Below are 23,367 nucleotides of genomic sequence, written 5' to 3'. Positions count from 1 at the left end.
TCGGCGGTAACGAACAACGGCATCAGAATGTCTGATGCCGTTGTCATTTGATGCCGCGATCAATCGCGCATCCACGTTCAGGGCAAGTCTGAGAACAGACCTTTTATTGCCATGTGCAAGGGGTTGGTCTCAACACTCAGGAGCTTGATCGCCAGGGCCGTGCACACAATGATGAGCATCGGCTTGACCAGCCGTGGACCAACCCGCACCGCTACCCGTGCACCAAGCTGCGCACCGGCAAAGGAAGCGAGCGCCATGGCAATGGCCAGCGGCCAAAGAATGACACCCTGTACGATGAAGACTGACAGTGCGCCCAGATTACAGGATGCGTTGGCCAGTTTGGTAAAGCTCATCGCGCGCATGATCTCCAAACCGCAAAGCAAGACCAGACTGACCATGAAGAAGGAGCCGACGCCGGGACCGAAGATACCGTCGTAAAAGCCCAGCATCGGCGCTACCGTGAAGGAGAAGACAGCCAGCGTGATCCGTTGGCGACGTGCGATGTTGCCAATCGCTGGCGAGCAGGCAAAGTAGACAGCTACCGCGATCAGCATGATGGGGACACATGCCTCCAGCCATCGTTTGTCCAAGGCAGTGACCAGTAATGCACCGGCAACACCGCCGAGCATGGCAAGCAGCATGAGGGCGCGGCCTTGATGCCAGTCAATCAGTCTCTTCCGGGAAAACGCGGCGGTAGCAGAGACACTCGCCGCTGCGGCCTGAAATTTGTTGGTGGCGATGGCACTGATTGGCTCAACGCCTGCCAGTAACAAGGCCGGTAAGGTGATTAATCCACCGCCACCGGCGATGGAATCAAAGAAGCCTGCACAAAAGGCCACACTGGCCAAGATGATGATGATGTCCCAGGTCATGCTTTCTCCACTGCTTGAGCTACTGTTGATTGAGGTTGCCGTGGTGGCAAATGTTGCCGTTGGTGAGCGGCGGTTCCTGACTCACCCACGTAATAACAAAGGGTCTTTGGCAATGACTACTGGCTCCGCATAGGACGCCAGACCGAATAGCCGAACCAGCAGGCGGCGGTTGTCTCGGACGATATCGCGGCAGTGAAGTGCGCGATGATTGTTGATGATGATGGCGTTCTCCTGCGTCAGTACGGTTTGCATCGGTGTGCTCTGCGCAACTGCGTCATGGAAGTGTTGGTAGGCACGCTTCACGTAGTGCGATGCATTGGCATCCACCGAGAATCGGTAGGTGTTAAAGCGTACGGCGAGTCCGATCTTGTCTTTAAAATCCAGAATGGAGACACCACGCCCCTCCTCTCCCTTGCCTCTGACAAAGGAGTCACTACGGGTGAAGTTGAAATGTCGGGTCGTCAATGCCAGACTGTCTGCGACGCCGATCTGCTCCAGAATCGGTGCCAATGGAATGACAGAGGTCGGTTCATTGGCGGGGTTCCAGAGCGCAGAAAGAATCAAGGCAGAGGGCGATGGAGAGTGACCATTTTCTGCGGTAACGGCACACCAGTAAGGTGCCTCCGTATGTGGCCCCAAGGCCAGTCCGGAGTGGGAGCTGAGGTCTGCTCTTTCTGGCTCGGCCATGATCTTTTCGTGGCCGCCACCATTGAAATTGGCGACGAGGCGGATCAGCTTGGCTTCATTGTCAATATCGTAAGCAAAGCTAGTGTGGTCCACCATGCTCAGTAAAATCTGGTTGCGTGAGCCTAGGGTCAGAATGTCCGCGCTTTTCTCCAGCGAGGACAAGGCTGGCAAGTTCTGTGGTGCAGGAGCGTTGGTGACGTGATGCAAGCCCGTCATTTTCAACACGGATATCTGTCCATGTGCATACGATTTCAGCATGGTCTGCTGCGCTTTTGATAATGCGGGTTTGAGCTGGTGGGCGGCAAGGGATGCTAGATGCGCGGTGCCTTCGGCCTGAGGGCCACCATGATTGGCCAATTCCTGTGACATCTGCTGTAACAGGGCGGCCTGTTGCGGTTCGAACTGCAGGGTCTGTATTTCACCGCCGTCGGCGATGGGAGGAGGCGCTGATGCATCTTCAGTAGGTGTTGTCATGTGTCCTTCTTCTCAGGATGAGCGAAAGCCGCGACCAGAGGAGTAAGCACACTGACTGGCTTTGCGGTTGAGTGTTGCCAAACTTACAACATTCAATTTAGCACAGTTATGATGCATTTCGGCAACTTTTCAAAAAACACGTACCGGCGCTGCGAACACCAGACTAAAAATGCATAAAAAGCCGCATCAGAGTGATTTCTGACGCCACTTTCGTTGGTACCGCTGAAACCTTAATAACCGGCGCTACGATCCACGGCATGGAGTACGGGCAAGCCGTTTCGTACACGTTGCACGTTATCCAGTATTTGATGAACGATGGTCATGGGCTCTGCGCTGGATGCCATATGGGGAGTAATCACCACACGCGGGTGCCTCCACAGCACGCTCGCTGGCGGGAGCGGCTCCTGTGCAAAAACATCCAGCACAGCACCGCGCAAATACTGCTGATCGAGCGACTCCAGCAAGTCATCCACCACCAGATGCTCACCCCGGCCGCAATGTACCACTGCCGCGCCTGGCTTCAAGGTTTGAAAAAATCGGCGATTGAGGAGGTGACGCGTCGCATCGGTCAGCGGCAGCAGACAGACCACGATGTCGGGTGCCTGCAGAAATGTGTCTAGTGCATCACGACCGGCAAAGGTACTTACACCGTCGATCGCATGCACAGAACGCGACCAGCCACTGACGGTGAAGCCCTGATCACGTAACACCTTGGCCAGATGGCTGCCCAGTGCCCCCAACCCCAGCAGGCCGACATGGGTCTGGTGAGCTGGCTTTTGTGCCGGAATTTTCCATCGACGTTGCGTCTGCTGCTGCATCGCCTGATCCAGCGCCCGGTGGTAGTACAGTACGGCCCATAGAACATATTCAGCCATTCCGGCTGCCAATGCAGGGTCAACGATACGACAGATCGGTACCTCAGGACGAGGCTGCGCAGGACCGAGTACATGGTCAACCCCCGCGGCAATCGATGAAACCAGACGTAAATTAGGCAGGCTTTGCAGCAACGCTGCAGGTGGGTACCAGCCGGCGACAACCTCAACATCGGCTGGGTCTGGCATGTCTGGCCACAATCTTACTTGCAGGTCCGGCATGCGCTGCGCCACCTCTTGGCGAAATAGTGCGTGCAGCTCGCCAAGGTCATCGGTCGCACTACAGAGAAGGAGAGTCGGCATAGCGGTAAGAGCTCAATCGCGGTAGGAAGGATCAATGCGGTCGAGACGACGCAACCACGCTTGCCAGAGTATTTGCCGCTCCTGTTCCACACTTTGCAGCTGCGCGCAGGCATGTTCGCTGAGGTGGGTCGGTATGCGCGTAACCGGGCCAGCAATACTTGCCATCTGCCCTGCAGCGATCTGGATTTCGCAGGCGCGATTGAGGTAGAACATGATGGCAAACGCATCCGCCACGCTAACACCGACCGACAACAATCCATGGTGGCGCAGCAGCAAGGCAATATTATTGCCGAGTGATTGCTGAATGCGCTCGCGCTCGCCCAGATCAAAGGCAACACCTTCGTAGGCATGTGTTCCCACGCGTTGATAGAACTCGGTACTGATCTGGTTCAGTTGCAGCAGCCCTTGTTCGCAAGCAGCGACTGCCATGCCCGCCAGGGTGTGGGTATGCAAGACGCAGTGGGCGTCGTCACGCGCCATGTGCACGGCGCTGTGGATGGTGAAGCCCGCAACGTTATAGTCTGCATTGCCAGAGACAACACGGCCGTGCAGATCGACCACCAGTAAATCACTGGCGCGCACTTCATCAAACATCAAGCCGAAGGGATTGATCAGGAAGCGGTCATCCTCTGGTGCCGCACCGGATGCACGCGGTAGTCTGACCGAGAAGTGGGTGTAGAGCGTGTCGTCCCAGCCAAACAGCGCGGCCAGCCGGTAAGCAGCCGCGAGGTCGCGACGCAGCTTGAGTTCGTCAGGGGTTGTGGTCATTTTGCAATTCCAATCCTGTTTCTAGTCCCGCTTCTATTCCCATAAAGCGGCGCACCCGTAACGTAGCCACATCGGCTGTCGTTGTCTGCCGGATTTGCTGTGGTGTCGCATCGAGCTGGATACGACCACTTTCCATGAACAGAATACGGTTCGAGATCGCCAATGCGAAGTCCATTTCGTGGGTCACGATGATCATGGTCATGCCCTCCTGCGCCAGATCCTGAATGACTTTGAGTACCTCGCCTACCAGTTCTGGATCGAGCGCTGAAGTCGGCTCGTCAAACAGCATGACGTCTGGTGACATGGCCAATGCGCGGGCGATGGCAACCCGTTGTTGTTGCCCACCGGAGAGCTGATGCGGGTATTTATGCTGATGGGCGAGTAAGCCAACCTTGTCCAGCAATTGCAGGGCTTGTCCCTCGCGCAGCTTGGCATCGGCTGGCTGATGGTGATAGTGCGGTGCCAGCAACACGTTTTCAAGCACGCTCAGATGAGGGAACAAGTTGAAATTCTGGAACACCATGCCGATACGACGAATACCCTTGCGTACCAGTTTGCTTTCCAGTGACTCGCTGGCGTTGATGTAACTCTCACCGAAGAGAATGGTCTCGCCCTGATCGATTTTTTCCAGCGCGTTGATGGTGCGGATCAATGATGTTTTGCCCGAGCCGGATGGGCCGATGATAGTGATTACCTCACCTGCACCAACGGTCAGGTTGACCCCTTTTAGCACTTGATGGGCACCATAGGTTTTATGGATGTCACGTAGCTCCAGTGCACTAGGTTGACCAGGGGCTGTAGCCACGGCTTGGTTGGCTAAGGGTGTACCCAGGCTGTTGCGCAATGAGGCACATTCACTCTCGCTGAGGGTCACGGACTGCCGTTTTTGCAAATCCAGCGTGCGCTCCAGCCAACCCAGCAAGGTACTAAAGAGCGTAACCAGCATCACGTAGTACACCGCCACGCCGAGTAGCGTTTCCATCACCAGAAAGTTCTGTGAATACAGACGCAGACCAGTCATCAATAACTCAGGCAGCGAAATGACCGATACCAGCGAGGTCAACTTGATGATGGTGACATATTCATTGATCAAGGTCGGCAAGGCAATCCGGAAAGCCTGCGGCAGTACGATCAGGCGCAGCGTGCCGAGGCGGCCGAATGCAAGTGCCCGTCCGGCTTCGCGCTGACCGCGCGGGACAGATTGCAGGCCACCGCGGTGAATTTCTGCCATATAGGCCGCCTCAGTCAACACCATGGCAACCAGCCCCGCGAAGAAGGGATCGCCGATGATGCTCCGACTCAGTGGAAAAATTTGCGGCAGATTGAACACCACCACGACTACCACTAGCAATGGCACGCTGCGAAACAGCCAGATATAAGTCCATGCCAGCAGACTGATCCAACGCGTAGTAGACAGGCGGGCACTGGCCAGAAAGAAGCCCAGTACCATGCCCAGCAACCAGGAGAGTGAACCCAGCTCAACGACCGTCAGGCAGGCGCGCCAGAAGATCCCCATGGAAAACAAGGACCAAAAATACGACCAATCTAATTCCATGAGGAGGCTCCGGGGAATAGCAGTGAAGGCTTATTTTGTCGCCACAGGCTCAAGATCATACTTCTTGATCAGCGCGGCATATTCGCCATTGGCCTGACTTGCCGCGAGGGCTTTTTCCAGGGACTGATAGAGCGCGGTATTGCCCTTTTTCACATAAATACCCAGCGTTTGCGGATACACCAGCGCTGGTGAGCTGATGACGATCCGGCCCTTGCTGCGTTCGGCCAGCATCTTGGCAGCGCCGGCAATTTCCATCTGAGCTTGAATGTTCTTCGACAACAGGGCTTGCGAGACTTCCGGAGCCGTCGGGAACTCGCTTACAGCCACCGCCGGCTTGCCATTCGGCGCGCAATATTCGGTGGACAGCTTTTTGAGTGCATTGACCCAACTGGTACCAGCTTGCAAACCAACCTTGAGACCACAGAGGTCTTTCTCGGTTTTAGGCGTGATACCGCCATCCTTGGCCACCATGATCGCGGCGCCAGTTTGCGCATAGGCAATCGCATCGGCTTGTGCGGTGCGTTCAGGAGTGATGTACATGCCGGAAATGATGGCGTCGAACTGACCACCGGTCAGACCGAGAATCAGGCTAGGAAACTTGGTGTCGACAAAGGAGGGTTTGACTTTCAATACGCGGCCCAGCATGTCTGCGACGTCGGGATCAAAGCCGACTACTTTGTCACCTTGCCAGGATTCAAATGGTGGGTAGGTAATCTCCATGCCGACCTTGATCTGTCCAGGCACACTGGTTTGTGAGAATGCAGCAAGTGGCAGCAGTGCGGACAAAGTCAGCGCGACCAGATTGCGGGTAAGGGAGGCGGTACGGATGATGTCTTTCATGACGCTAAACTCCTTGAGGGTTGAATGGCCGAGCTAAAAACGGACAAGGTTGAATGGGGTTAAAACTCAGTTCCCAAGCGGTGCTTTAGGGCGTGTGTAGCCAAAACTACCGGGCTTTAACGCTCCGGCGGGCAGTGCAAGCTCCCCTGCCTCTACCTTGCGCTTGAGGTAGCTATAGGTCTGCTGGGCTTGTGAATACATGTGCTCGCCAATGGATAGTTCGTTATAGCCGGTAGCGGCACTGGCGGTGGCAACCGCAAACTGCGGCAAAGGGCGTATGCGGGTGTGGTAGTCGCAGGCAAAGAACAGCGGAAAGGAATAGCGCTCATGCTGCACCTTGCGCACTCTGTGTGACGTAGCAGCAAACGCGCCAGCGGTCATCACCTCAAGCATGTCGCCGATGTTGATAACGAAAGCTTCTTCACCAGCTGCACGATAGGGTGGTGCGTCAACCCAGACACCCTGATCGTTCATGACCTCTAGCCCAGGTTGATCCGACAACAACAGGGTGAAACATTCGTAATCAGTATGTGCACCGATCCCGGGTGCATCAACTGCCTCGCTATCAACCGGGTAATGGATCAATCGCAGCTTGGAGGGTGGGCAGGTTACCAGCGCATCGAAGGCGTCTTCCGGCTGCCCCAATGCCAACGCAAAACCTCGAAACAAGGTTCGCCCCAGCGCAAATACCGCCTCGTAGTAACTGGATACGGCCGCTTTGAACCCAGGTAGGTCTGGCCATTTGTTGTTGCCGATCAGTGGCGTACCGGCGCGCACCAAGGGGTGATCATCAGCGACTTCGAAACCAATATCGAACGCCTCCTTATGATCTGGACGGCCTTTGGAATACACCTCTTCACCTTCGGGCACATAACCTTTATGGCCCCATGCATTGCCGATGTAATAACGCATTTTCCATTCCATCTGCTGCGCGAACAGGACACGGCTGGCCTCGCGCAGACCGGCGATGAGTGCGGGATCAATGCCGTGACCGATGATGTAGAAGAAACCGACATCACGTGCGGCAGCACCGAGCTGGTCAGCGACGGACTGGCGCTGTGCCAGCGTGTCGCCGTAGAGACCACTGATATTGATCACGGGTAACGCGGTGAAATTTCGTTGTCCGGTTTGCATAGTCAAAGTCCTGCCATAGGGTGAGATTGAGCGTGTGGTTGAGCTACTGGCTGCTGCGACCAGCGCGTAAAATGCGCTCGCTCCTGTTGCGCCATCCAGCAATTTAGCTGCCACAGATCGGCCACTGCTGCGCGGGTAAAAGGCGCCAGATGGAGATAACCATCCGGACCGAACTCGGGCGTCAACGTGGTCGTCGCATAGCCCTGTTGCAGCTGCGATGCCCAGATGGTCTCCCAAATGCGCTGGTGAAATGCCAGCTCGGCGGCATACTCAGGCGCAGCCGGATCAGGCACCTGCGGTCCTTGCGCATAACCGACACGCGCTTGTACATGGTGTACGCGCTGCAGGAAGGGTGTCAGATCATCAAGCGGATCGTCTAGTAGCCGCTCACAGACGACGACCCAATGACTGATGTCGGCGGTGTAGCGCAACTGCGGTAACTGACGCACGATATCCAGGGTCACCCACGGGCTGTACAAGGAACTGGCGCGATGTGTTTCGAAGGTACAGGTGATACCGGCACTATCTGCCAGCGCTTGTGCCTGCCCCAGAAAATCCACTTGTTCAGACAACGGCCAGCGATCATTGCCCGCCAGCAGGTTCACACACTGCGGGTGCAATTCGGCTGCGGCATCGAAGGCACGTGCCAGATGCTGTAGATGCGTAGCTGGCCGGTCACCTTGACGCGGAATCACCTCTGCCCCACTGAAGACGGTGGCGATGTAGTCCAAGCCTTCTGCCTGCAAGCGCTTGCTTAGTAATTGCCGGCCTTGAAGATCCATTGGCAGCCGGGCCTCCAGACCAACACAGCCAGCCTCACGCAATTGCGACAGGCAAGTGGCCCAGTGCTCTGGTGCGCCCCAGGTGGAGCGAAATAGCTTGAGTTCCATCATCCAGTCCCTTGCCTGGTCATTGTTAACGGTAGTGCACGCCCGGTAACACACACAGCATTTCGTAGAGCAGATTGGCAGCGAGTTGGGAGGTATTGCCACTGAGATCGTAAGGGGGAGATACCTCAACCAGATCGCCGCCAATGAGGTTCATGCCGCGGCAACCGCGCACGATTTCCAGTGCCTGTATCGCAGTCAGGCCACCCACTTCGGGTGTGCCTGTTCCCGGTGCCCAGGCTGGGTCGATACCATCGATGTCAAAGGTCAGATAGACCGGACCTGCACCCATTTGCGTACGTACTTCCTGCATCAATGGTGCCAGCGAGCGGTACCAGCATTGCTCGGCCTGTATCAGGCGGAATCCTTGATCGACACCCCATTGAAAATCACCGCTTGAGTAGCCTTGCGCGCGCTGACCAATCTGAACGACTCGCTGACAGTCGAGCAGACCTTCTTCGACGGCGCGTCGGAAGGTTGTGCCATGCGCAATTTTTTCACCGAACATATCGTCGTTGGTATCGGTGTGGGCATCGATATGGACCAGACCGACTGGGCCGTGCTTGCGCACCAATGCGCGCAGGATAGGCAAGGTGATCGTATGGTCACCGCCCAAGGTGAGCGGAATGACCGGATGCGCCATCAAACTGGTGTAGCTTTCTTCGATCACGCGTACCGAATCCAGCAAGTTGTAGGTGTTGATGGCAACATCGCCGATATCGGCCACCGACAACGAGTCGAAGGGAGCAGCACCGGTGGCCATGTTGTAGGGGCGAATCATCACCGATTCCGCACGGATCTGACGCGGACCAAAGCGGGTACCGGCTCGCAAGGACGTACCGATGTCGAGCGGCACACCGATGAAGGCGACATCGAGCCCCTCGGCAGTATCTACTGCCGGCAAGCGCATCATGGTCGAACGCCCGGCAAAGCGCGGCATCTCATTGCCGCTTTGTGGTTGGTGAAGAACTTTTGACATCGTGTATTGCCCTTTATCTGGCAGCCTGACAGCTTGACGGCGCTGCGTTGATGAAGACTATACAATGGGCAATACTTGTCAAAACATAGCAGTAATCAAATAATAAGTTTCGAATTTTCAGAACTGAATCAACTATCAACTTTACGGCTTTTTCATGACACCAGGCATTGATTTCAAGTTATTGCGGATATTTGCAGCGGTAGTGCGGCATCAGGGTTTTGCGCGCGCACAGCAAGAGTTGAATCTGACTACGTCCGCTATCAGTACCTATATGGCGCAACTGGAAAGTGATGTTGGCTTCACGCTATGCCGAAGAGGTCGTGGTGGCTTTGCGCTCACTGACAAAGGTGAACTGCTGCTGTCTGAAACTCTGCGCGTGCTGGGCGAGCTGGATGGTTTTGAGCGCTATACCCGTTCACTCAAGGGAGAACTCGGTGGCACGCTGAAGATCGGCGTACTCGACACCACGGTCACCGACAGGTCGCTACCGCTGGCCGAAGCGATTGGCATGTTTTCGAGCAAGTATCCGGCAATGCACCTGAATTTGCTGATCCGCAGTCCGTACGAGCTACAAAAAGGCCTGCTCGACAATGATCTCGATATCGCGGTGGGATTTTTCCCTACGAAGGCAAATGGCTTGGTCTACCATCCGCTCTATCGCGAACAACAATGGCTGTACTGCAGTGACCGACATCCTTGCTTCGGTCAAAAGAATCTACGTGCTTCGGAGGTCTCTGAACTCAACGTGGTCAGTCGCAGTTATTGGAGTCAGACCGAGTTGAGCCGGCACGGCTTCAAGCGCAGCGTGGCGACAGTGGAGAGTATGGAAGCACAGTTGATTCTGATTCTGTCGGGTGGCTATATCGGTTACCTGCCTGAACACTATGCGCAATCCTGGGTCGAGCAGGGACGATTAAAGGTGCTGCTGCCTTCCGAATTCGGCTACCAGTCGCAGTTCTCTCTGGTGTTGCGTCGGGGGCGTAGCCGTGAACTTGCGTTGCAGGCGATGCGTGAATTGCTGCAACCGGGCAAGCGCGGTTGCAGGCGCTAGTGGCGTTGCAAACAAGTTGAGCAATAAAAAAACGGCGTCAGAATTTCTTCTGACGCCGTTTTCATTGCGTGCCGCTCATATTACAGGCGGCATCACAGAACTGCCATTACCTCAAGCTTCGCCTTCTGTACTACCGAAAGCTTCAGCAGCTTGTGCTTCGGCCTGGCTGGCACGCGCGGCACGCTCGGACTCCAACAGCGCTGCGCGCTCGTCGGCTTCCCATGCGTCTTTTTCCTTGCGTGCACGGTGGAACGCCAGACCGGTACCTGCCGGGATCAGACGACCAACGATGACGTTTTCCTTCAGACCGCGCAGGCCGTCCTTCTTGCCCATGATCGCAGCTTCGGTCAGGACCCGTGTAGTTTCCTGGAACGATGCGGCAGAGATGAACGAGTCGGTCGACAACGATGCCTTGGTAATACCCAGCAAGACGTTTTCGTAAGTTGCAGGGATCTTGTTCTCTGCAATCACGCGATCATTTTCGTCCAGCAGTTCGGAGCGTTCAACCTGCTCACCAACGATGTAGTTGGTATCGCCGGCATCCACCACCTGCACACGACGCAACATCTGACGCACGATGACTTCGATGTGCTTGTCGTTGATCTTCACGCCTTGCAGACGGTACACGTCCTGCACTTCGTCGACGATGTAACGGGCCAGTGCTTCGATACCCAACAGGCGCAGAATGTCTTGTGGATCAGCTGGGCCGTCAACAATCATTTCGCCCTTGTTCACGACCTGGCCGTCATGCACCAGCACTTGCTTGTCCTTGGTAATCAGGAACTCGTGCTTGTTGCCGTCCATGTCTGTGATTTCCAGACGTTGCTTACCCTTGGTTTCCTTACCGAATGCAACGGTACCGGTCACTTCGGCCAGCATACCTGCGTCCTTCGGCGAACGTGCTTCGAACAGTTCGGCCACGCGTGGCAGACCACCGGTAATGTCACGGGTCTTTTGCGACTCGGTCGGGATACGTGCCAGCACTTCACCAACGTGTACTTGCTGACCATCCTTGACGGTAATCAGCGCGCCCACCTGGAAGCCGATGGTCACAGCGTGTTCGGTACCAGCGATCTTGACTTCTTCGCCTTGTTCGTTCAACAGTTTGACCTGTGGACGCAGTACCTTGGCAGCCGAGGAACCACGACGCTTGGCATCGATAACCACCAAGGTCGACAGACCGGTGACTTCGTCGATCTGCTTGGCGACGGTCGAACCTTCTTCGACGTTTTCGAACTTCACGGTACCGGTGTACTCGGTGATGATCGGACGTGTCAGTGGATCCCATGTTGCCAATGCCGTACCAGCCTTGATGACCAGACCGTCCTTGACGATCAGGGTCGCACCGTACGGTACTTTATGACGCTCACGTTCACGGCCCAGATCATCGGTGATCAGCACTTCGCCCGAACGGGAAATGACGATCAGCTCGCCCTTGCCGTTGGTGACGTAACGCATAGTCGCCGTGAAGCGAACGGTACCGTTGGACTTGGCTTCCACCGAGGAGGCAACCGCCGCACGCGACGCTGCACCACCGATGTGGAAGGTACGCATCGTCAGCTGAGTACCTGGTTCACCAATCGACTGCGCAGCCACCACACCAACTGCTTCACCGGCGTTGACCAGTGAACCGCGGCCCAGATCGCGGCCATAGCACTTGGCGCACAGACCATAACGGGTGTCGCAGGTCAGCGGTGTGCGAACCTTCACTTCGTCGATGCCGAGGCGTTCGATTTCTTCCACCGAATCTTCGTCCATCAGGGTACCTGCTTCGTACAGGGTTGCCTGTGTTTCCGGATTGATGATGTCGGTCGCGGCAACACGGCCGAGGATACGGTCGCGCAGTGCTTCGATGACTTCACCGCCTTCGACCAGCGCCTTCATGGACGCGCCGTTGGAGGTGCCGCAATCGTCTTCGATCACGACCAGATCCTGGGTCACGTCGACCAGACGACGTGTCAGGTAACCGGAGTTCGCTGTCTTCAATGCGGTGTCGGCCAGACCCTTCCGGGCACCGTGCGTCGAGATGAAGTACTGCAACACGTTCAGACCTTCGCGGAAGTTCGCGGTGATCGGTGTTTCGATAATCGAACCGTCTGGTTTTGCCATCAGACCACGCATACCGGCCAGCTGACGAATCTGCGCTGCGGAACCACGGGCACCGGAGTCGGCCATCATGTAAATGGCGTTGAACGACTCTTGGGTACCCTTGGTGCCGTCGCGGCGGACCACGTCTTCAACCTTGAGCTGATCCATCATGGCCTTGCCGACGTCATCGCCAGCCTTGCCCCAGATATCCACAACCTTGTTGTAACGTTCGCCGGCAGTCACCAGACCGGACGAGTATTGCTGTTCAATCTGTTTGACTTCGCTTTCAGCGGTGGCAATGATGGTGGCCTTTTGTGGCGGTACCAGCATGTCGTCCACGCAGATCGAAATACCAGCGCGGGTTGCCAGGCGGAAGCCCGATTGCATCAGTTGGTCAGCAAACACGACTGTCGCACGCAGACCGCACTTACGGAACGAAGTGTTGATCAGCTTGGAGATTTCCTTCTTCTTCAGTGCGCGATTGAGCACCGAGAAAGGCAGACCCTTCGGCAGAATTTCCGACAGGATGGCACGACCGACTGTGGTTTCGTAACGTTTGACGGTACGCACAAATTCACCAGTGACCGGATCCTTTGGATTTTCAACGATACGCACGGTGACACGTGTGGCCAGTTCAACTTCCTTGTTGTCGTAGGCACGGATCACTTCAGAGACGTCCTGGAACAACATGCCTTCGTTCTTGGCATTGATGGCTTCACGCGTCGCGTAGTACAGACCCAGCACGATATCCTGGGAAGGTACGATCGATGGTTCGCCGTTGGACGGGAACAGGATGTTGTTCGAAGCCAGCATCAGCGTACGGGCTTCCATCTGTGCTTCGATCGACAGTGGAACGTGAACCGCCATCTGGTCACCGTCGAAGTCGGCATTGAACGCCGCGCAGACTAGCGGATGCAGCTGGATCGCTTTACCTTCGATCAGGACTGGTTCAAACGCCTGGATGCCCAGACGGTGCAGTGTTGGCGCACGGTTCAGCATGACCGGATGTTCGCGAATCACGTCTTCCAGGATGTCCCAGACGACCGGTTCTTGAATTTCAACCAGTTTCTTGGCTGCCTTGATGGTTGTTGCCAGACCCATCAGTTCGAGCTTGTTGAAGATGAACGGTTTGAACAGTTCCAGTGCCATCAACTTTGGCAGACCGCATTGATGCAGCTTGAGCTGTGGACCCACCACGATGACGGAACGACCGGAGTAGTCGACGCGCTTACCAAGCAAGTTTTGACGGAAACGGCCGCCCTTACCCTTGATCATTTCAGCCAGCGACTTCAGCGGACGCTTGTTGGCACCAGTCATTGCCTTACCACGACGACCGTTGTCCAGCAGCGAGTCAACCGCTTCTTGCAGCATGCGCTTTTCATTACGCGTAATGATTTCTGGTGCGCGCAGTTCCATCAGGCGCTTCAGACGGTTATTACGGTTGATGACGCGGCGATACAGATCGTTCAGGTCGGAAGTCGCAAAGCGGCCACCATCCAGCGGGACCAGCGGACGCAGTTCCGGTGGCAGCACGGGCAGTACTTCCATGATCATCCAGTCCGGCTTGATACCCGAACGTTGGAACGCTTCCAGCACTTTCAGGCGCTTGGCGTATTTCTTGATCTTGGCTTCTGACTTGGATTCTTTGAGTTCCTGACGCAGGGTTTCTGCGTCGCGGTCGATGTCGATCGAACGCAGCAGTTCACGGATACCTTCGGCGCCCATGAATGCGGTGAAGTCGTCGCCGTACTCTTCGTACTTGGCGGCGAAGTCATCTTCCGACATGATCTGGCACTTCTTGAGCGGGGTCATGCCGGGATCGGTCACGACATAGGCTTCGAAGTACAGTACGCGTTCAATATCGCGCAGGGTCATGTCGAGCACCATGCCCAGACGGGATGGCAGCGACTTCAGGAACCAGATATGGGCAGTTGGGGAAGCCAGCTCAATGTGACCCATGCGCTCGCGGCGCACCTTGGCCAGCGTGACTTCAACGCCGCATTTTTCGCAGATAACGCCACGGTGCTTGAGGCGCTTGTACTTGCCGCAAAGGCATTCGTAGTCCTTGATCGGGCCAAAGATCTTGGCGCAGAACAGACCATCGCGCTCAGGCTTGAAGGTACGGTAGTTGATGGTTTCCGGCTTTTTGACTTCGCCGTAGGACCACGAACGGATTTTCTCAGGCGACGCCAGACCAATTTTGATCGCGTCGAATTGTTCGTTTTGCTGTACTTGCTTGAATAGATCGAGCAGTGCTTTCATGTGTCACTCCAGTGAGCGTGAAAACGCTAGGTATAACGAGATGATGGGTGGCCGTACCGCGCTGCTAGACCCTGTTCGCATCTGCGGGAGAGCCTTTGCTTGCGCGAGGTTCCACAGATACCGGGACAGACTTGGTCGTCCTTGCTGCTTTTGAACTGCTTATGAATTACTTGGGGACTACTTGTTACTTGCTTGCACATTGTCTGATATTGCTTTTTGACAATGTGCAGATGGCTTGATACTGGTGTGAACCAATTAGTATACAGCGTTATAGCCCGCTGTGCCGAAAGCAAAAAAGGTGAAGCAGGGCCGAATTACCAGCCCTGCTCCACCTCATCGGAAAATCAGTCGCGTTCGAGATCGATATCGATACCGAGCGAGCGGATTTCCTTGACCAACACGTTGAAGGACTCTGGCATGCCAGCGTCGATGACGTGGTCGCCCTTGACCAGGTTTTCATAAACCTTGGTACGGCCGTTCACGTCATCTGACTTCACGGTCAGCATTTCTTGCAGCACATACGATGCGCCGTAAGCTTCCAGTGCCCAGACTTCCATTTCACCGAAACGCTGACCACCGAACTGTGCCTTACCGCCCAGAGGCTGCTGAGTTACCAGCGAGTAAGGACCAGTCGAACGGGCATGCATCTTGTCATCAACTAAGTGATGCAGCTTCAGGTAGTGCATGTAGCCAACGGTCACTGTGCGCTCAAAAGCTTCACCGGTGCGGCCGTCATACATGGTGACCTGGTTCTTGGACGGGGTCATACCGAGTTGCTTGGCGATGTGGTCTGGGTAAGCCAGATCGAGCATACGACGCGTTTCCGATTCGTGCGCACCGTCAAACACCGGCGTTGCAAATGGGACGCCCTTCTTCAGGTTGTTCGCCAGTTCCAGAATTTCATGATCGCTGAACTTGTCGAGCTCTTCCTGCTTGCCGGACTCGTTGTAGATCGTGGTCAGGAACTTGCGCAACTCAGCGATTTGTACCTGTGCATTCAGCATTTCGCCGATACGCAGGCCCAGACCCTTGGCCGCCCAACCCAGATGGACTTCCAGCACCTGACCGACGTTCATACGCGATGGCACACCCAGCGGGTTCAGCACGATGTCGGCTGGCGTCCCGTCAGCCATGTGCGGCATGTCTTCGATCGGCAGAATGCGGGAAACCACACCCTTGTTACCGTGACGACCGGCCATCTTGTCGCCTGGCTGCAAGCGACGCTTCACGGCCAGATAGACCTTGACCATCTTTTGCACGCCTGGTGGCAGTTCATCGCCCTGAGTCAGCTTCTTGCGCTTCTCTTCAAACGCCAGATCGAACTGGTGACGCTTCTCGGCGATCGATTCCTTGATCGCTTCAAGGGCAGTTGCCATATCGTCGTCAGCCGGACGGATGTCGAACCAGTGATACTTGTCGAGGTCGTCCAGGTATTCCTTGCTCAGCTTGGTACCCTTGACCAGCTTCTTCGGGCCCCCATTGGCGACCTTACCGATCAGCATCTTTTCCAGACGCTGGAAGGCATCGCCTTCAACGATACGCAACTGGTCGTTCAGGTCCAGGCGATAGCGCTTGAGTTCATCATCGATGATCTGTTGTGCTCGCTTGTCACGTTGGATACCTTCGCGGGTAAACACTTGCACGTCGATGACGGTACCGACCATACCGGACGGCACGCGCAGCGAAGTGTCTTTCACGTCGGACGCTTTTTCACCGAAGATCGCGCGCAGCAGCTTTTCTTCTGGTGTCAGCTGGGTTTCACCCTTCGGCGTCACCTTACCAACCAGCGTATCGCCTGCTTCGACTTCAGCGCCGATGTAAGTGATACCGGATTCATCCAGACGTGCCAGTTGGTTTTCGGCCAGGTTGGAGATATCGCGGGTGATTTCTTCCGCTCCCAACTTGGTGTCACGTGCAACAACCGACAATTCTTCGATGTGGATCGAGGTGTAGCGATCATCTGCCACGACCTTTTCGGAGATCAGAATCGAATCTTCGAAGTTGTAGCCGTTCCATGGCATAAAGGCGACCAGCATGTTCTGACCCAGTGCCAGCTCACCCAGATCGGTCGACGCACCGTCAGCGATCACGTCGTGCTTGGCAACACGGTCACCAACCTTGACGATAGGACGTTGGTTGATGTTGGTGTTCTGGTTAGAACGGGTGTACTTGATCAGGTTGTAGATATCCACACCGACTTCACCAGCCTGTGCTTCTTCGTCATTAACGCGAATCACCACACGACCAGCATCGACGTAGTCAACCACGCCGCCACGCAGGGCTTGCACGGTGGTGCCAGAGTCAACCGCCACGGTACGCTCGATACCGGTACCAACCAGTGGTTTTTCCGGACGCAAGCAAGGCACAGCCTGACGTTGCATGTTGGCACCCATCAACGCACGGTTCGCGTCATCGTGCTCAAGGAATGGAATCAGCGAGGCAGCAACCGACACGACCTGACCTGGCGCAACGTCCATGTACTGAACGCGCTCTGGCGAGACCAGAATGGTTTCACCAGCTTCACGCGCCGATACCAGTTCGTCGGACAGTTTGCCGGAGCCGTCGATGGTCGCATTCGCCTGAGCGATGATGTAGCGACCTTCTTCGATTGCCGACAGATAGTCGATCTGATTGGTCACCTTGCTGCCCTCAACCTTGCGGTAAGGCGTTTCGAGGAAGCCATACTCATTCAAACGCGCATACAGCGCGAGCGAGTTGATCAGACCAATGTTCGGGCCTTCAGGCGTTTCGATCGGGCAGACGCGACCATAGTGAGTCGGGTGCACGTCACGCACTTCAAAGCCAGCGCGTTCGCGGGTCAGGCCACCAGGTCCCAGAGCGGAAACACGACGCTTGTGGGTGATTTCCGACAACGGGTTGGTCTGATCCATAAACTGGGACAACTGCGACGAACCGAAGAACTCACGGATCGCGGCCGATATCGGCTTGGAATTGATCAGATCATGCGGCATCAGGTTATCTGCTTCCGCTTGGCCGAGGCGTTCCTTGACTGCACGCTCAACACGTACCAGACCAGCGCGGAATTGGTTTTCTGCCAGTTCGCCGACGCAACGTACGCGACGGTTACCCAAGTGATCGATATCGTCGACTTCGCCGCGACCATTGCGCAGTTCCACGAGAATCTTGATCACAGCCAGAATGTCTTCGTTCGACAAGGTCATGGCGCCAGTCAGTTCATCACGGCCAATACGGCGATTGAACTTCATGCGGCCGACAGCCGACAGATCGTAGCGGTCTTCGCTATAGAAAAGACCGTTGAACAACGCCTCCACCGAATCTTCGGTTGGCGGTTCGCCAGGACGCATCATGCGATAGATCGCTACGCGGGCAGCAGTCTGGTCAGCAGTGTCGTCTGTGCGCAGCGTTTGCGAGATGTATCCACCCTGATCCAGATCATTGGTGTACAGGGTCTGGATAGCATCAATGTTGGCTTCGCGCAGGCGGTCCAACAGCTCTTCGGTCAGTTCGTCATTGGCTGAAGCAATGATTTCACCGGTGTCACCGTCGACGATGTTCTTGGCCAGCACGCGGCCCAGCAGATAGTCTTCTGGAACGGAAATTTGCTTGATGCCTGCAGCCTCGATGTCACGCACGTGCTTGGCGTTGATACGCTTGTCCTTGGCAACCAGTACCTTGCCGGACTTGTCAGCGATGTCGAAACGTGCGACTTCGCCACGCAGACGCTCGGACACAAATTCCATGTCCGCGCCATCAGCGCGCAATGCAAAGTTATCAAATACGAAGAAGTTCGCGAGGATCTGCTCGGAGGTCATGCCGATGGCTTTGAGCAGGATCGTGACTGGCATCTTGCGACGACGGTCAACGCGGAAGAACAGGATGTCCTTCGGATCAAATTCAAAGTCCAGCCATGAGCCACGGTAAGGAATGATACGCGCCGAGAACAGCAGCTTGCCAGATGAGTGGGTCTTGCCGCGGTCATGTTCAAAGAACACGCCAGGGGAACGGTGCAACTGAGACACGATAACGCGCTCAGTACCGTTGATAACGAACGAACCGGTCGTCGTCATGAGCGGCAATTCGCCCATGTAGACTTCCTGTTCCTTCATTTCCTTGACAACCGGCTTGGTTGGCGATTCCTTATCCAGGATCACCAGACGCACCTTGGCACGCAGCGGCGACGCAAAGGTCAGGCCACGTTGTTGACATTCCTTGACGTCGAACGGCGGCGCGCCCAACACATAGGAGAGGAATTCGAGACGCGCAAAACCATTGTGCGAAACGATAGGGAAAATCGATGTAAAGGCCGATTGCAGACCTTCGTTCTTACGCTGGGACGCTGTTTTGTCCGTTTGCAAGAATGTCTGGTATGACTCGATCTGAGTCGCTAGCAGGAACGGAACGTTGTGGACGTTAGCGCGTTTCGCAAAAGACTTACGAATACGCTTCTTCTCAGTAAATGAGTAGTGCATGGACACTCCGTGAGTGACAGGAAGGATAGAGAGTTCAGGACTCGCCCGTATCGCTTGATGTCGCGATTAGTTGCAGCGAAACCTCAAGTCTCGGCCCTTCAGTCAGGGCTACCGCGCCTTCTTGCTTGTCTGATGTTAAATTCAATCGATCAGCAGTCAAGAAATCGCTCAGCATTAAACGAATTGCAATAAAGCCAATCCGCATACAAAATTTTCGAAACGACAAAGGAGCCAAAGCCGAATCCTTTTTTCAAAGGACTCTGTACTTTGACTCCGGTGGAAGCTATTGCCGGCGAACCAGCTCAGTTTCCAGATCAAGTAACAATTACTTGAGTTCTGCTTTCGCGCCAGCTTCTTCCAGCTTCTTCTTAGCTGCTTCAGCGTCTGCCTTGGCGATGCCTTCCTTGACTGGCTTCGGTGCGCCGTCAACCAGATCCTTAGCTTCCTTCAGACCCAGACCGGTGATTTCGCGAACTGCCTTAATCACGCCAACCTTGTTCGCGCCAACTTCGGCCAGAACAACGGTGAACTCAGTTTGCTCTTCAGCAGCTGCAGCAGCACCAGCGCCACCTGCAGGACCAGCAACAGCCATTGCTGCAGCGGAAACACCAAACTTCTCTTCGAATGCCTTTACCAGGTCATTCAATTCCAACACGGTCAAGGCGCCTACGGCTTCCAAGATTTCGTCTTTGCTAATTGCCATTTGAAACTCCTAATTTATTTCGGTAATAACATCTAATCGGTACTGACGCAAAAATGCGAAGTGCTCAACAGGGGGCTGCATCGCTGCAGCCACTGCCTTATGCAGCTTCGGATTCTTTCTTGGCTGCCAGAGCAGCCAGACCACGCGCAAAACCAGCGACCGGAACCTGCATCATGCCCAACAACTGGGCCAGCAGAACTTCGCGGCTTGGAATATTTGCCAATGCGGTGACAGCTGCTTTATCCAGCTGCTTACCGGCATAGTTACCCGCCTTGACGACCAGCTTGTCGTTGGTTTTAGCAAAGTCAGCGAGGACTTTGGCTGCAGCAACGGCATCTTCCGAGATCGAATAGATCAGCGGACCGGTCATTTCATCGGCGAGGTTGGCAAATGCGGTGCCCTCAACAGCGCGACGTGCGAGTGTGTTTTTCAACACGCGCAGGTACACGCCTTGGTCACGCGCTTTGGCGCGCAGTTGCGTCAAGTGACCAACCTGGATGCCACGGTATTCGGCCACGACGATAGTCTGCGCAGTTGCTACTTTGGCAGCGACTTCGGCGACAACGGCCTTTTTGTCATTCAGATTGAGACTCAAGATCAACCTCCAAAAATGATGCTTGGCGACGACACAGGCACAAAACCTGTTTGCCTCACATCGGTTCGAACACGGCGTCCGACGTTAGGAGTTCTTTGCAGCATTTAAGACTAACAACACTGCGCGAGACTACAAAACTTGTTCGGGTTCACCATCTGCGTTGGGTCATCAAGATTTTCATCGTTGAAATTTTTAACTTTGTGCCTGACTGCGACACGCCGCCCAACGGTCTTTGATTGCCTGAAGCACTTTGATTGACAAAGTGCTTCAGCCCAAAGATTTGCCTCGCCACTATCTTTCGACAGGAGCGAGGACTTGATTCTTTACTTAAGCGGCCAGCGAGGTTTGATCCACACGTACGCCTGCGCCCATAGTGGACGACAGCGCAACCTTACGCAGGTAAACACCCTTGCTGGTAGCAGGCTTTGCCTTGCTCAGTGCGTCCAGCAGTGCAACCAGATTCGACTTCAGATCGGCGTCGGAGAACGACTTGCGACCGATAGTCGCGTGCACGATACCAGCCTTATCGGTACGGTACTGAACTTGACCAGCCTTGGCATTCTTGACCGCTGTTGCGACGTCAGGAGTGACAGTGCCAACCTTTGGATTTGGCATCAGGCCACGTGGGCCCAGGATTTGACCCAGGGTACCAACGATACGCATGGTGTCTGGGGAGGCGATCACGATGTCGAAAGGCATGTTGCCAGCCTTGACTTGTTCAGCCAGATCTTCCATACCAACAACGTCCGCACCTGCAGCCTTGGCTTGCTCAGCCTTTTCGCCGGAAGCAAATACAGCGACACGAACGGTCTTGCCGGTGCCAGCTGGCAACACGACGGAACCGCGAACGACCTGATCCGACTTCTTGGCGTCAACGCCGAGTTGGATCGCCACGTCGATCGACTCATTGAATTTGGCAGTGGCAAATTCCTTGACCAGTGCGACAGCGTTATCGAAAGCGTAGGACTTGGTGCTATCGATCTTGCCTTGCATTGCTTTTGCGCGTTTGGTTAACTTAGCCATTACAGACCCTCCACCGTGATGCCCATGGAACGTGCCGAACCAGCGATGGTACGCACAGCCGCTTCCAGATCAGCAGCGGTAAGATCCGGCTTCTTCTGGGTAGCGATTTCTTCCGCTTGTTTACGTGTGATCTTGCCAACCTTATCTGTATGTGGCTTGGCAGAACCCTTTTGAATACCAGCAGCCTTCTTGATCAGGATCGTTGCTGGCGGGGTCTTCATCACGAATGTGAAAGACTTGTCTGCGAACGCAGTGATCACAACTGGAATTGGCAGACCTGGCTCATGACCTTGAGTCTGGGCGTTGAACGCCTTGCAGAATTCCATGATATTCAGACCGCGCTGACCCAGCGCTGGACCAATTGGAGGGGATGGATTTGCTTTACCAGCTGGCACTTGCAGCTTGATAAAACCGATAATTTTCTTTGCCATGATGGCTCCTACGTTGATTGAGTGTTAGCGCCTGTTCATTCGTCTTGCGACACCTTACTGGGGCTCCTCTGCTACTGCCTGATTGAGCGAAATTCTCATTTTGCTGCGCTCTGGCGGGCGCTGAATTTGTTGACTTAAACTTTTTCGACCTGGCCGAACTCGAGTTCGACTGGTGTTGCACGACCGAAAATAGTCACTGAGACACGCACACGGGATTTTTCGTAATTCACTTCTTCCACGTTGCCGTTGAAATCGGTAAATGGACCATCCTTGATACGAACCATTTCGCCCACTTCGTACAACACCTTTGGACGCGGCTTTTCAATGCCATCTTGCATTTGCTGCATGATCTTGTCGACTTCATGCGGCGGAATCGGTGTTGGACGATTCGACTTACCACCGATAAATCCGGTGACCTTGCTAGTATTTTTCACCAGATGCCAGGTCTCGTCCGTCATTTCCATTTCAACCAGTACATAACCTGGGAAGAAACGACGTTCAGTAACCGACTTGTGGCCATTCTTGACGTCAACGACTTCTTCAGTCGGCACCAGAATTTGGCCAAATTGATCTTGCATGCCTGCGCGATCAATACGCTCAGTCAGTGCGCGCTGCACACTTTTTTCCATGCCGGAATATGCATGTACCACGTACCAGCGCTTTTTACTCACGCCTGAAACGCTTTGCGCACCAACCGGTGCGCTATCTTGCGTGCTATCGCTCATGTTTATTTCCAGCCCAAAATTACGTCGTACAAGAGGAATTCGAGCAATTTGTCCGTACCCCAAAGGAAGATTGCCATGATCAACACAAAGACGAACACAATCGCCGTGATCTGCATCGCTTCTTTACGAGTCGGCCAGACAACTTTTTTGGTTTCGCGTACTGCTTCCTTGGCAAAGCCGATGAAACCACGACCTTGAGCCGAGGTCCAGGCAAAACCTACTGCCACCAGCAAACCAGCCACTAGGGCTAGCGCACGTACAGCCGTTGCTTGACTGGACAATACAAAAAAACCAACGACACCAGCGAGGACTGCCACGATCGCTAATGCAACCTTGAGCTTATCACTCGACGTGCTGACGGCTTGTACAGACTGGTTAGACATTGTTTTACTTTCAGTACCCTACTCACCTGATTCGGTGGCAGGGGCGGAGGGCATCGAACCCCCAACCTTCGGTTTTGGAGACCGACGCTCTGCCAATTGAGCTACGCCCCTACGAAAACACTTGATTGAGACACGAATGCCGCAGCGCGAAAAGTTTAGATTCCACGCTGCGGCAAACTGCTACTTCATTTATTACGCGTCAGGCAGGATGCTTGCAACAACGCCTGCACCAACAGTACGGCCGCCTTCACGAATCGCGAAACGCAGACCTTCTTCCATCGCGA

The 23,367-nt window shown here is 55.0% G+C and carries 18 protein-coding genes, 1 tRNA gene and 1 pseudogene; 1 reads left to right on the top strand and 19 read right to left on the bottom strand.

All coding sequences use genetic code 11. From position 1 onward, the window contains the following. Positions 1-77: 77 nt before the first annotated feature. From FHW66_RS19915 to speB, 9 genes are all read right to left on the bottom strand, one after another. Positions 78-872, bottom strand: coding sequence for a TSUP family transporter (locus tag FHW66_RS19915; protein ID WP_183381571.1), 795 nt, complete (start codon positions 870-872; stop codon positions 78-80). Between the two features lie 81 nt (positions 873-953). Further along, a complete protein-coding gene (locus FHW66_RS19910; protein ID WP_183381570.1) occupies positions 954-2,033 on the bottom strand; it encodes a hypothetical protein in 1,080 nt (359 codons plus the stop codon). A gap of 230 nt (positions 2,034-2,263) precedes the next feature. After that, positions 2,264-3,208 (bottom strand): glyoxylate/hydroxypyruvate reductase A, encoded by a 945-nt coding sequence (locus tag FHW66_RS19905; RefSeq protein WP_183381569.1) that lies wholly within the window; start codon positions 3,206-3,208, stop codon positions 2,264-2,266. Between the two features lie 12 nt (positions 3,209-3,220). Continuing rightward, on the bottom strand, positions 3,221-3,976 hold the full coding sequence (locus FHW66_RS19900; protein ID WP_183381568.1) for a class II aldolase/adducin family protein: 756 nt from the start codon (positions 3,974-3,976) through the stop codon (positions 3,221-3,223). Further along, complete coding sequence (locus FHW66_RS21155; RefSeq protein WP_183381567.1) at positions 3,960-5,531, bottom strand: amino acid ABC transporter permease/ATP-binding protein; 1,572 nt, start codon at positions 5,529-5,531, stop codon at positions 3,960-3,962. Before FHW66_RS21155 ends, FHW66_RS19900 begins: the two co-directional genes overlap by 17 nt. A gap of 30 nt (positions 5,532-5,561) precedes the next feature. Beyond that, positions 5,562-6,371, bottom strand: a complete 810-nt coding sequence (locus tag FHW66_RS19890; protein WP_183381566.1) for a transporter substrate-binding domain-containing protein — start codon at positions 6,369-6,371, stop codon at positions 5,562-5,564. 66 nt (positions 6,372-6,437) lie between these two features. After that, positions 6,438-7,505, bottom strand: a complete 1,068-nt coding sequence (locus tag FHW66_RS19885) for an isopenicillin N synthase family oxygenase (protein WP_183381565.1) — start codon at positions 7,503-7,505, stop codon at positions 6,438-6,440. A gap of 2 nt (positions 7,506-7,507) precedes the next feature. After that, a complete protein-coding gene (locus tag FHW66_RS19880; RefSeq protein ID WP_255459079.1) occupies positions 7,508-8,398 on the bottom strand; it encodes a sugar phosphate isomerase/epimerase in 891 nt (296 codons plus the stop codon). 22 nt (positions 8,399-8,420) lie between these two features. Then, positions 8,421-9,371, bottom strand: a complete 951-nt coding sequence (gene speB, locus FHW66_RS19875; RefSeq protein WP_183381564.1) for an agmatinase — start codon at positions 9,369-9,371, stop codon at positions 8,421-8,423. Positions 9,372-9,525: 154 nt separating this feature from the next. Here speB and FHW66_RS19870 point away from each other — a divergent pair, with 154 nt between their 5' ends. Continuing rightward, positions 9,526-10,422 carry a LysR family transcriptional regulator gene (locus FHW66_RS19870; RefSeq protein ID WP_183381563.1) on the top strand — a complete coding sequence of 299 codons (897 nt, stop codon included), beginning with the start codon at positions 9,526-9,528 and terminating at the stop codon, positions 10,420-10,422. A gap of 111 nt (positions 10,423-10,533) precedes the next feature. On the opposite strand, the gene rpoC is transcribed toward FHW66_RS19870, so the two are convergent. The 10 genes and pseudogenes from rpoC to FHW66_RS19820 all read right to left on the bottom strand — a co-directional run. Further along, the gene (rpoC, locus tag FHW66_RS19865; protein WP_183381562.1) at positions 10,534-14,772 is read right to left on the bottom strand and encodes a DNA-directed RNA polymerase subunit beta'; all 4,239 of its coding nucleotides are present in this window, start codon (positions 14,770-14,772) and stop codon (positions 10,534-10,536) included. Positions 14,773-15,116: 344 nt separating this feature from the next. Then, complete coding sequence (gene rpoB, locus FHW66_RS19860) at positions 15,117-19,223, bottom strand: DNA-directed RNA polymerase subunit beta (RefSeq protein WP_183381561.1); 4,107 nt, start codon at positions 19,221-19,223, stop codon at positions 15,117-15,119. A 325-nt stretch (positions 19,224-19,548) separates the two neighbouring features. Further along, entirely contained in the window at positions 19,549-19,926 is a 378-nt protein-coding gene (gene rplL / locus FHW66_RS19855; RefSeq protein WP_183381560.1) for a 50S ribosomal protein L7/L12, read from the bottom strand. Between the two features lie 97 nt (positions 19,927-20,023). After that, positions 20,024-20,521 (bottom strand): 50S ribosomal protein L10, encoded by a 498-nt coding sequence (rplJ, locus tag FHW66_RS19850; protein WP_183381559.1) that lies wholly within the window; start codon positions 20,519-20,521, stop codon positions 20,024-20,026. Positions 20,522-20,848: 327 nt separating this feature from the next. Beyond that, on the bottom strand, positions 20,849-21,544 hold the full coding sequence (gene rplA / locus FHW66_RS19845; protein WP_183381558.1) for a 50S ribosomal protein L1: 696 nt from the start codon (positions 21,542-21,544) through the stop codon (positions 20,849-20,851). Next, on the bottom strand, positions 21,544-21,975 hold the full coding sequence (gene rplK / locus FHW66_RS19840; protein ID WP_183381557.1) for a 50S ribosomal protein L11: 432 nt from the start codon (positions 21,973-21,975) through the stop codon (positions 21,544-21,546). The genes rplA and rplK overlap by 1 nt, the downstream gene beginning before the upstream one ends. A gap of 134 nt (positions 21,976-22,109) precedes the next feature. Further along, positions 22,110-22,700: a transcription termination/antitermination protein NusG gene (gene nusG / locus FHW66_RS19835; protein ID WP_183381556.1), complete on the bottom strand. Its 591-nt coding sequence runs from the start codon at positions 22,698-22,700 to the stop codon at positions 22,110-22,112. Between the two features lie 2 nt (positions 22,701-22,702). Further along, positions 22,703-23,083 (bottom strand): preprotein translocase subunit SecE, encoded by a 381-nt coding sequence (gene secE, locus FHW66_RS19830; RefSeq protein WP_183381555.1) that lies wholly within the window; start codon positions 23,081-23,083, stop codon positions 22,703-22,705. Positions 23,084-23,118: 35 nt separating this feature from the next. Then, positions 23,119-23,194, bottom strand: a tRNA-Trp gene (locus tag FHW66_RS19825). Between the two features lie 81 nt (positions 23,195-23,275). Then, positions 23,276-23,367 (bottom strand): annotated as a pseudogene (locus FHW66_RS19820) (hypothetical protein); the annotation flags it as partial.

It is taken from the genome of Herbaspirillum sp. Sphag64 (assembly GCF_014192645.1).
Taxonomy (GTDB): Bacteria; Pseudomonadota; Gammaproteobacteria; order Burkholderiales; family Burkholderiaceae_D; genus Herbaspirillum.
This window is presented reverse-complemented; position numbering and strand designations above follow the sequence as displayed.

Coding starts and splice junctions, on each gene's coding strand:
- FHW66_RS19915 (WP_183381571.1), bottom strand. CDS start 872: ATGACCTGGGACATCATCATCATCTTGGCCAGTGTGGCCTTTTGTGCA.
- FHW66_RS19910 (WP_183381570.1), bottom strand. CDS start 2,033: ATGACAACACCTACTGAAGATGCATCAGCGCCTCCTCCCATCGCCGAC.
- FHW66_RS19905 (WP_183381569.1), bottom strand. CDS start 3,208: ATGCCGACTCTCCTTCTCTGTAGTGCGACCGATGACCTTGGCGAGCTG.
- FHW66_RS19900 (WP_183381568.1), bottom strand. CDS start 3,976: ATGACCACAACCCCTGACGAACTCAAGCTGCGTCGCGACCTCGCGGCT.
- FHW66_RS21155 (WP_183381567.1), bottom strand. CDS start 5,531: ATGGAATTAGATTGGTCGTATTTTTGGTCCTTGTTTTCCATGGGGATC.
- FHW66_RS19890 (WP_183381566.1), bottom strand. CDS start 6,371: ATGAAAGACATCATCCGTACCGCCTCCCTTACCCGCAATCTGGTCGCG.
- FHW66_RS19885 (WP_183381565.1), bottom strand. CDS start 7,505: ATGCAAACCGGACAACGAAATTTCACCGCGTTACCCGTGATCAATATC.
- FHW66_RS19880 (WP_255459079.1), bottom strand. CDS start 8,398: ATGATGGAACTCAAGCTATTTCGCTCCACCTGGGGCGCACCAGAGCAC.
- speB (WP_183381564.1), bottom strand. CDS start 9,371: ATGTCAAAAGTTCTTCACCAACCACAAAGCGGCAATGAGATGCCGCGC.
- FHW66_RS19870 (WP_183381563.1), top strand. CDS start 9,526: ATGACACCAGGCATTGATTTCAAGTTATTGCGGATATTTGCAGCGGTA.
- rpoC (WP_183381562.1), bottom strand. CDS start 14,772: ATGAAAGCACTGCTCGATCTATTCAAGCAAGTACAGCAAAACGAACAA.
- rpoB (WP_183381561.1), bottom strand. CDS start 19,223: ATGCACTACTCATTTACTGAGAAGAAGCGTATTCGTAAGTCTTTTGCG.
- rplL (WP_183381560.1), bottom strand. CDS start 19,926: ATGGCAATTAGCAAAGACGAAATCTTGGAAGCCGTAGGCGCCTTGACC.
- rplA (WP_183381558.1), bottom strand. CDS start 21,544: ATGGCTAAGTTAACCAAACGCGCAAAAGCAATGCAAGGCAAGATCGAT.
- rplK (WP_183381557.1), bottom strand. CDS start 21,975: ATGGCAAAGAAAATTATCGGTTTTATCAAGCTGCAAGTGCCAGCTGGT.
- nusG (WP_183381556.1), bottom strand. CDS start 22,700: ATGAGCGATAGCACGCAAGATAGCGCACCGGTTGGTGCGCAAAGCGTT.
- secE (WP_183381555.1), bottom strand. CDS start 23,083: ATGTCTAACCAGTCTGTACAAGCCGTCAGCACGTCGAGTGATAAGCTC.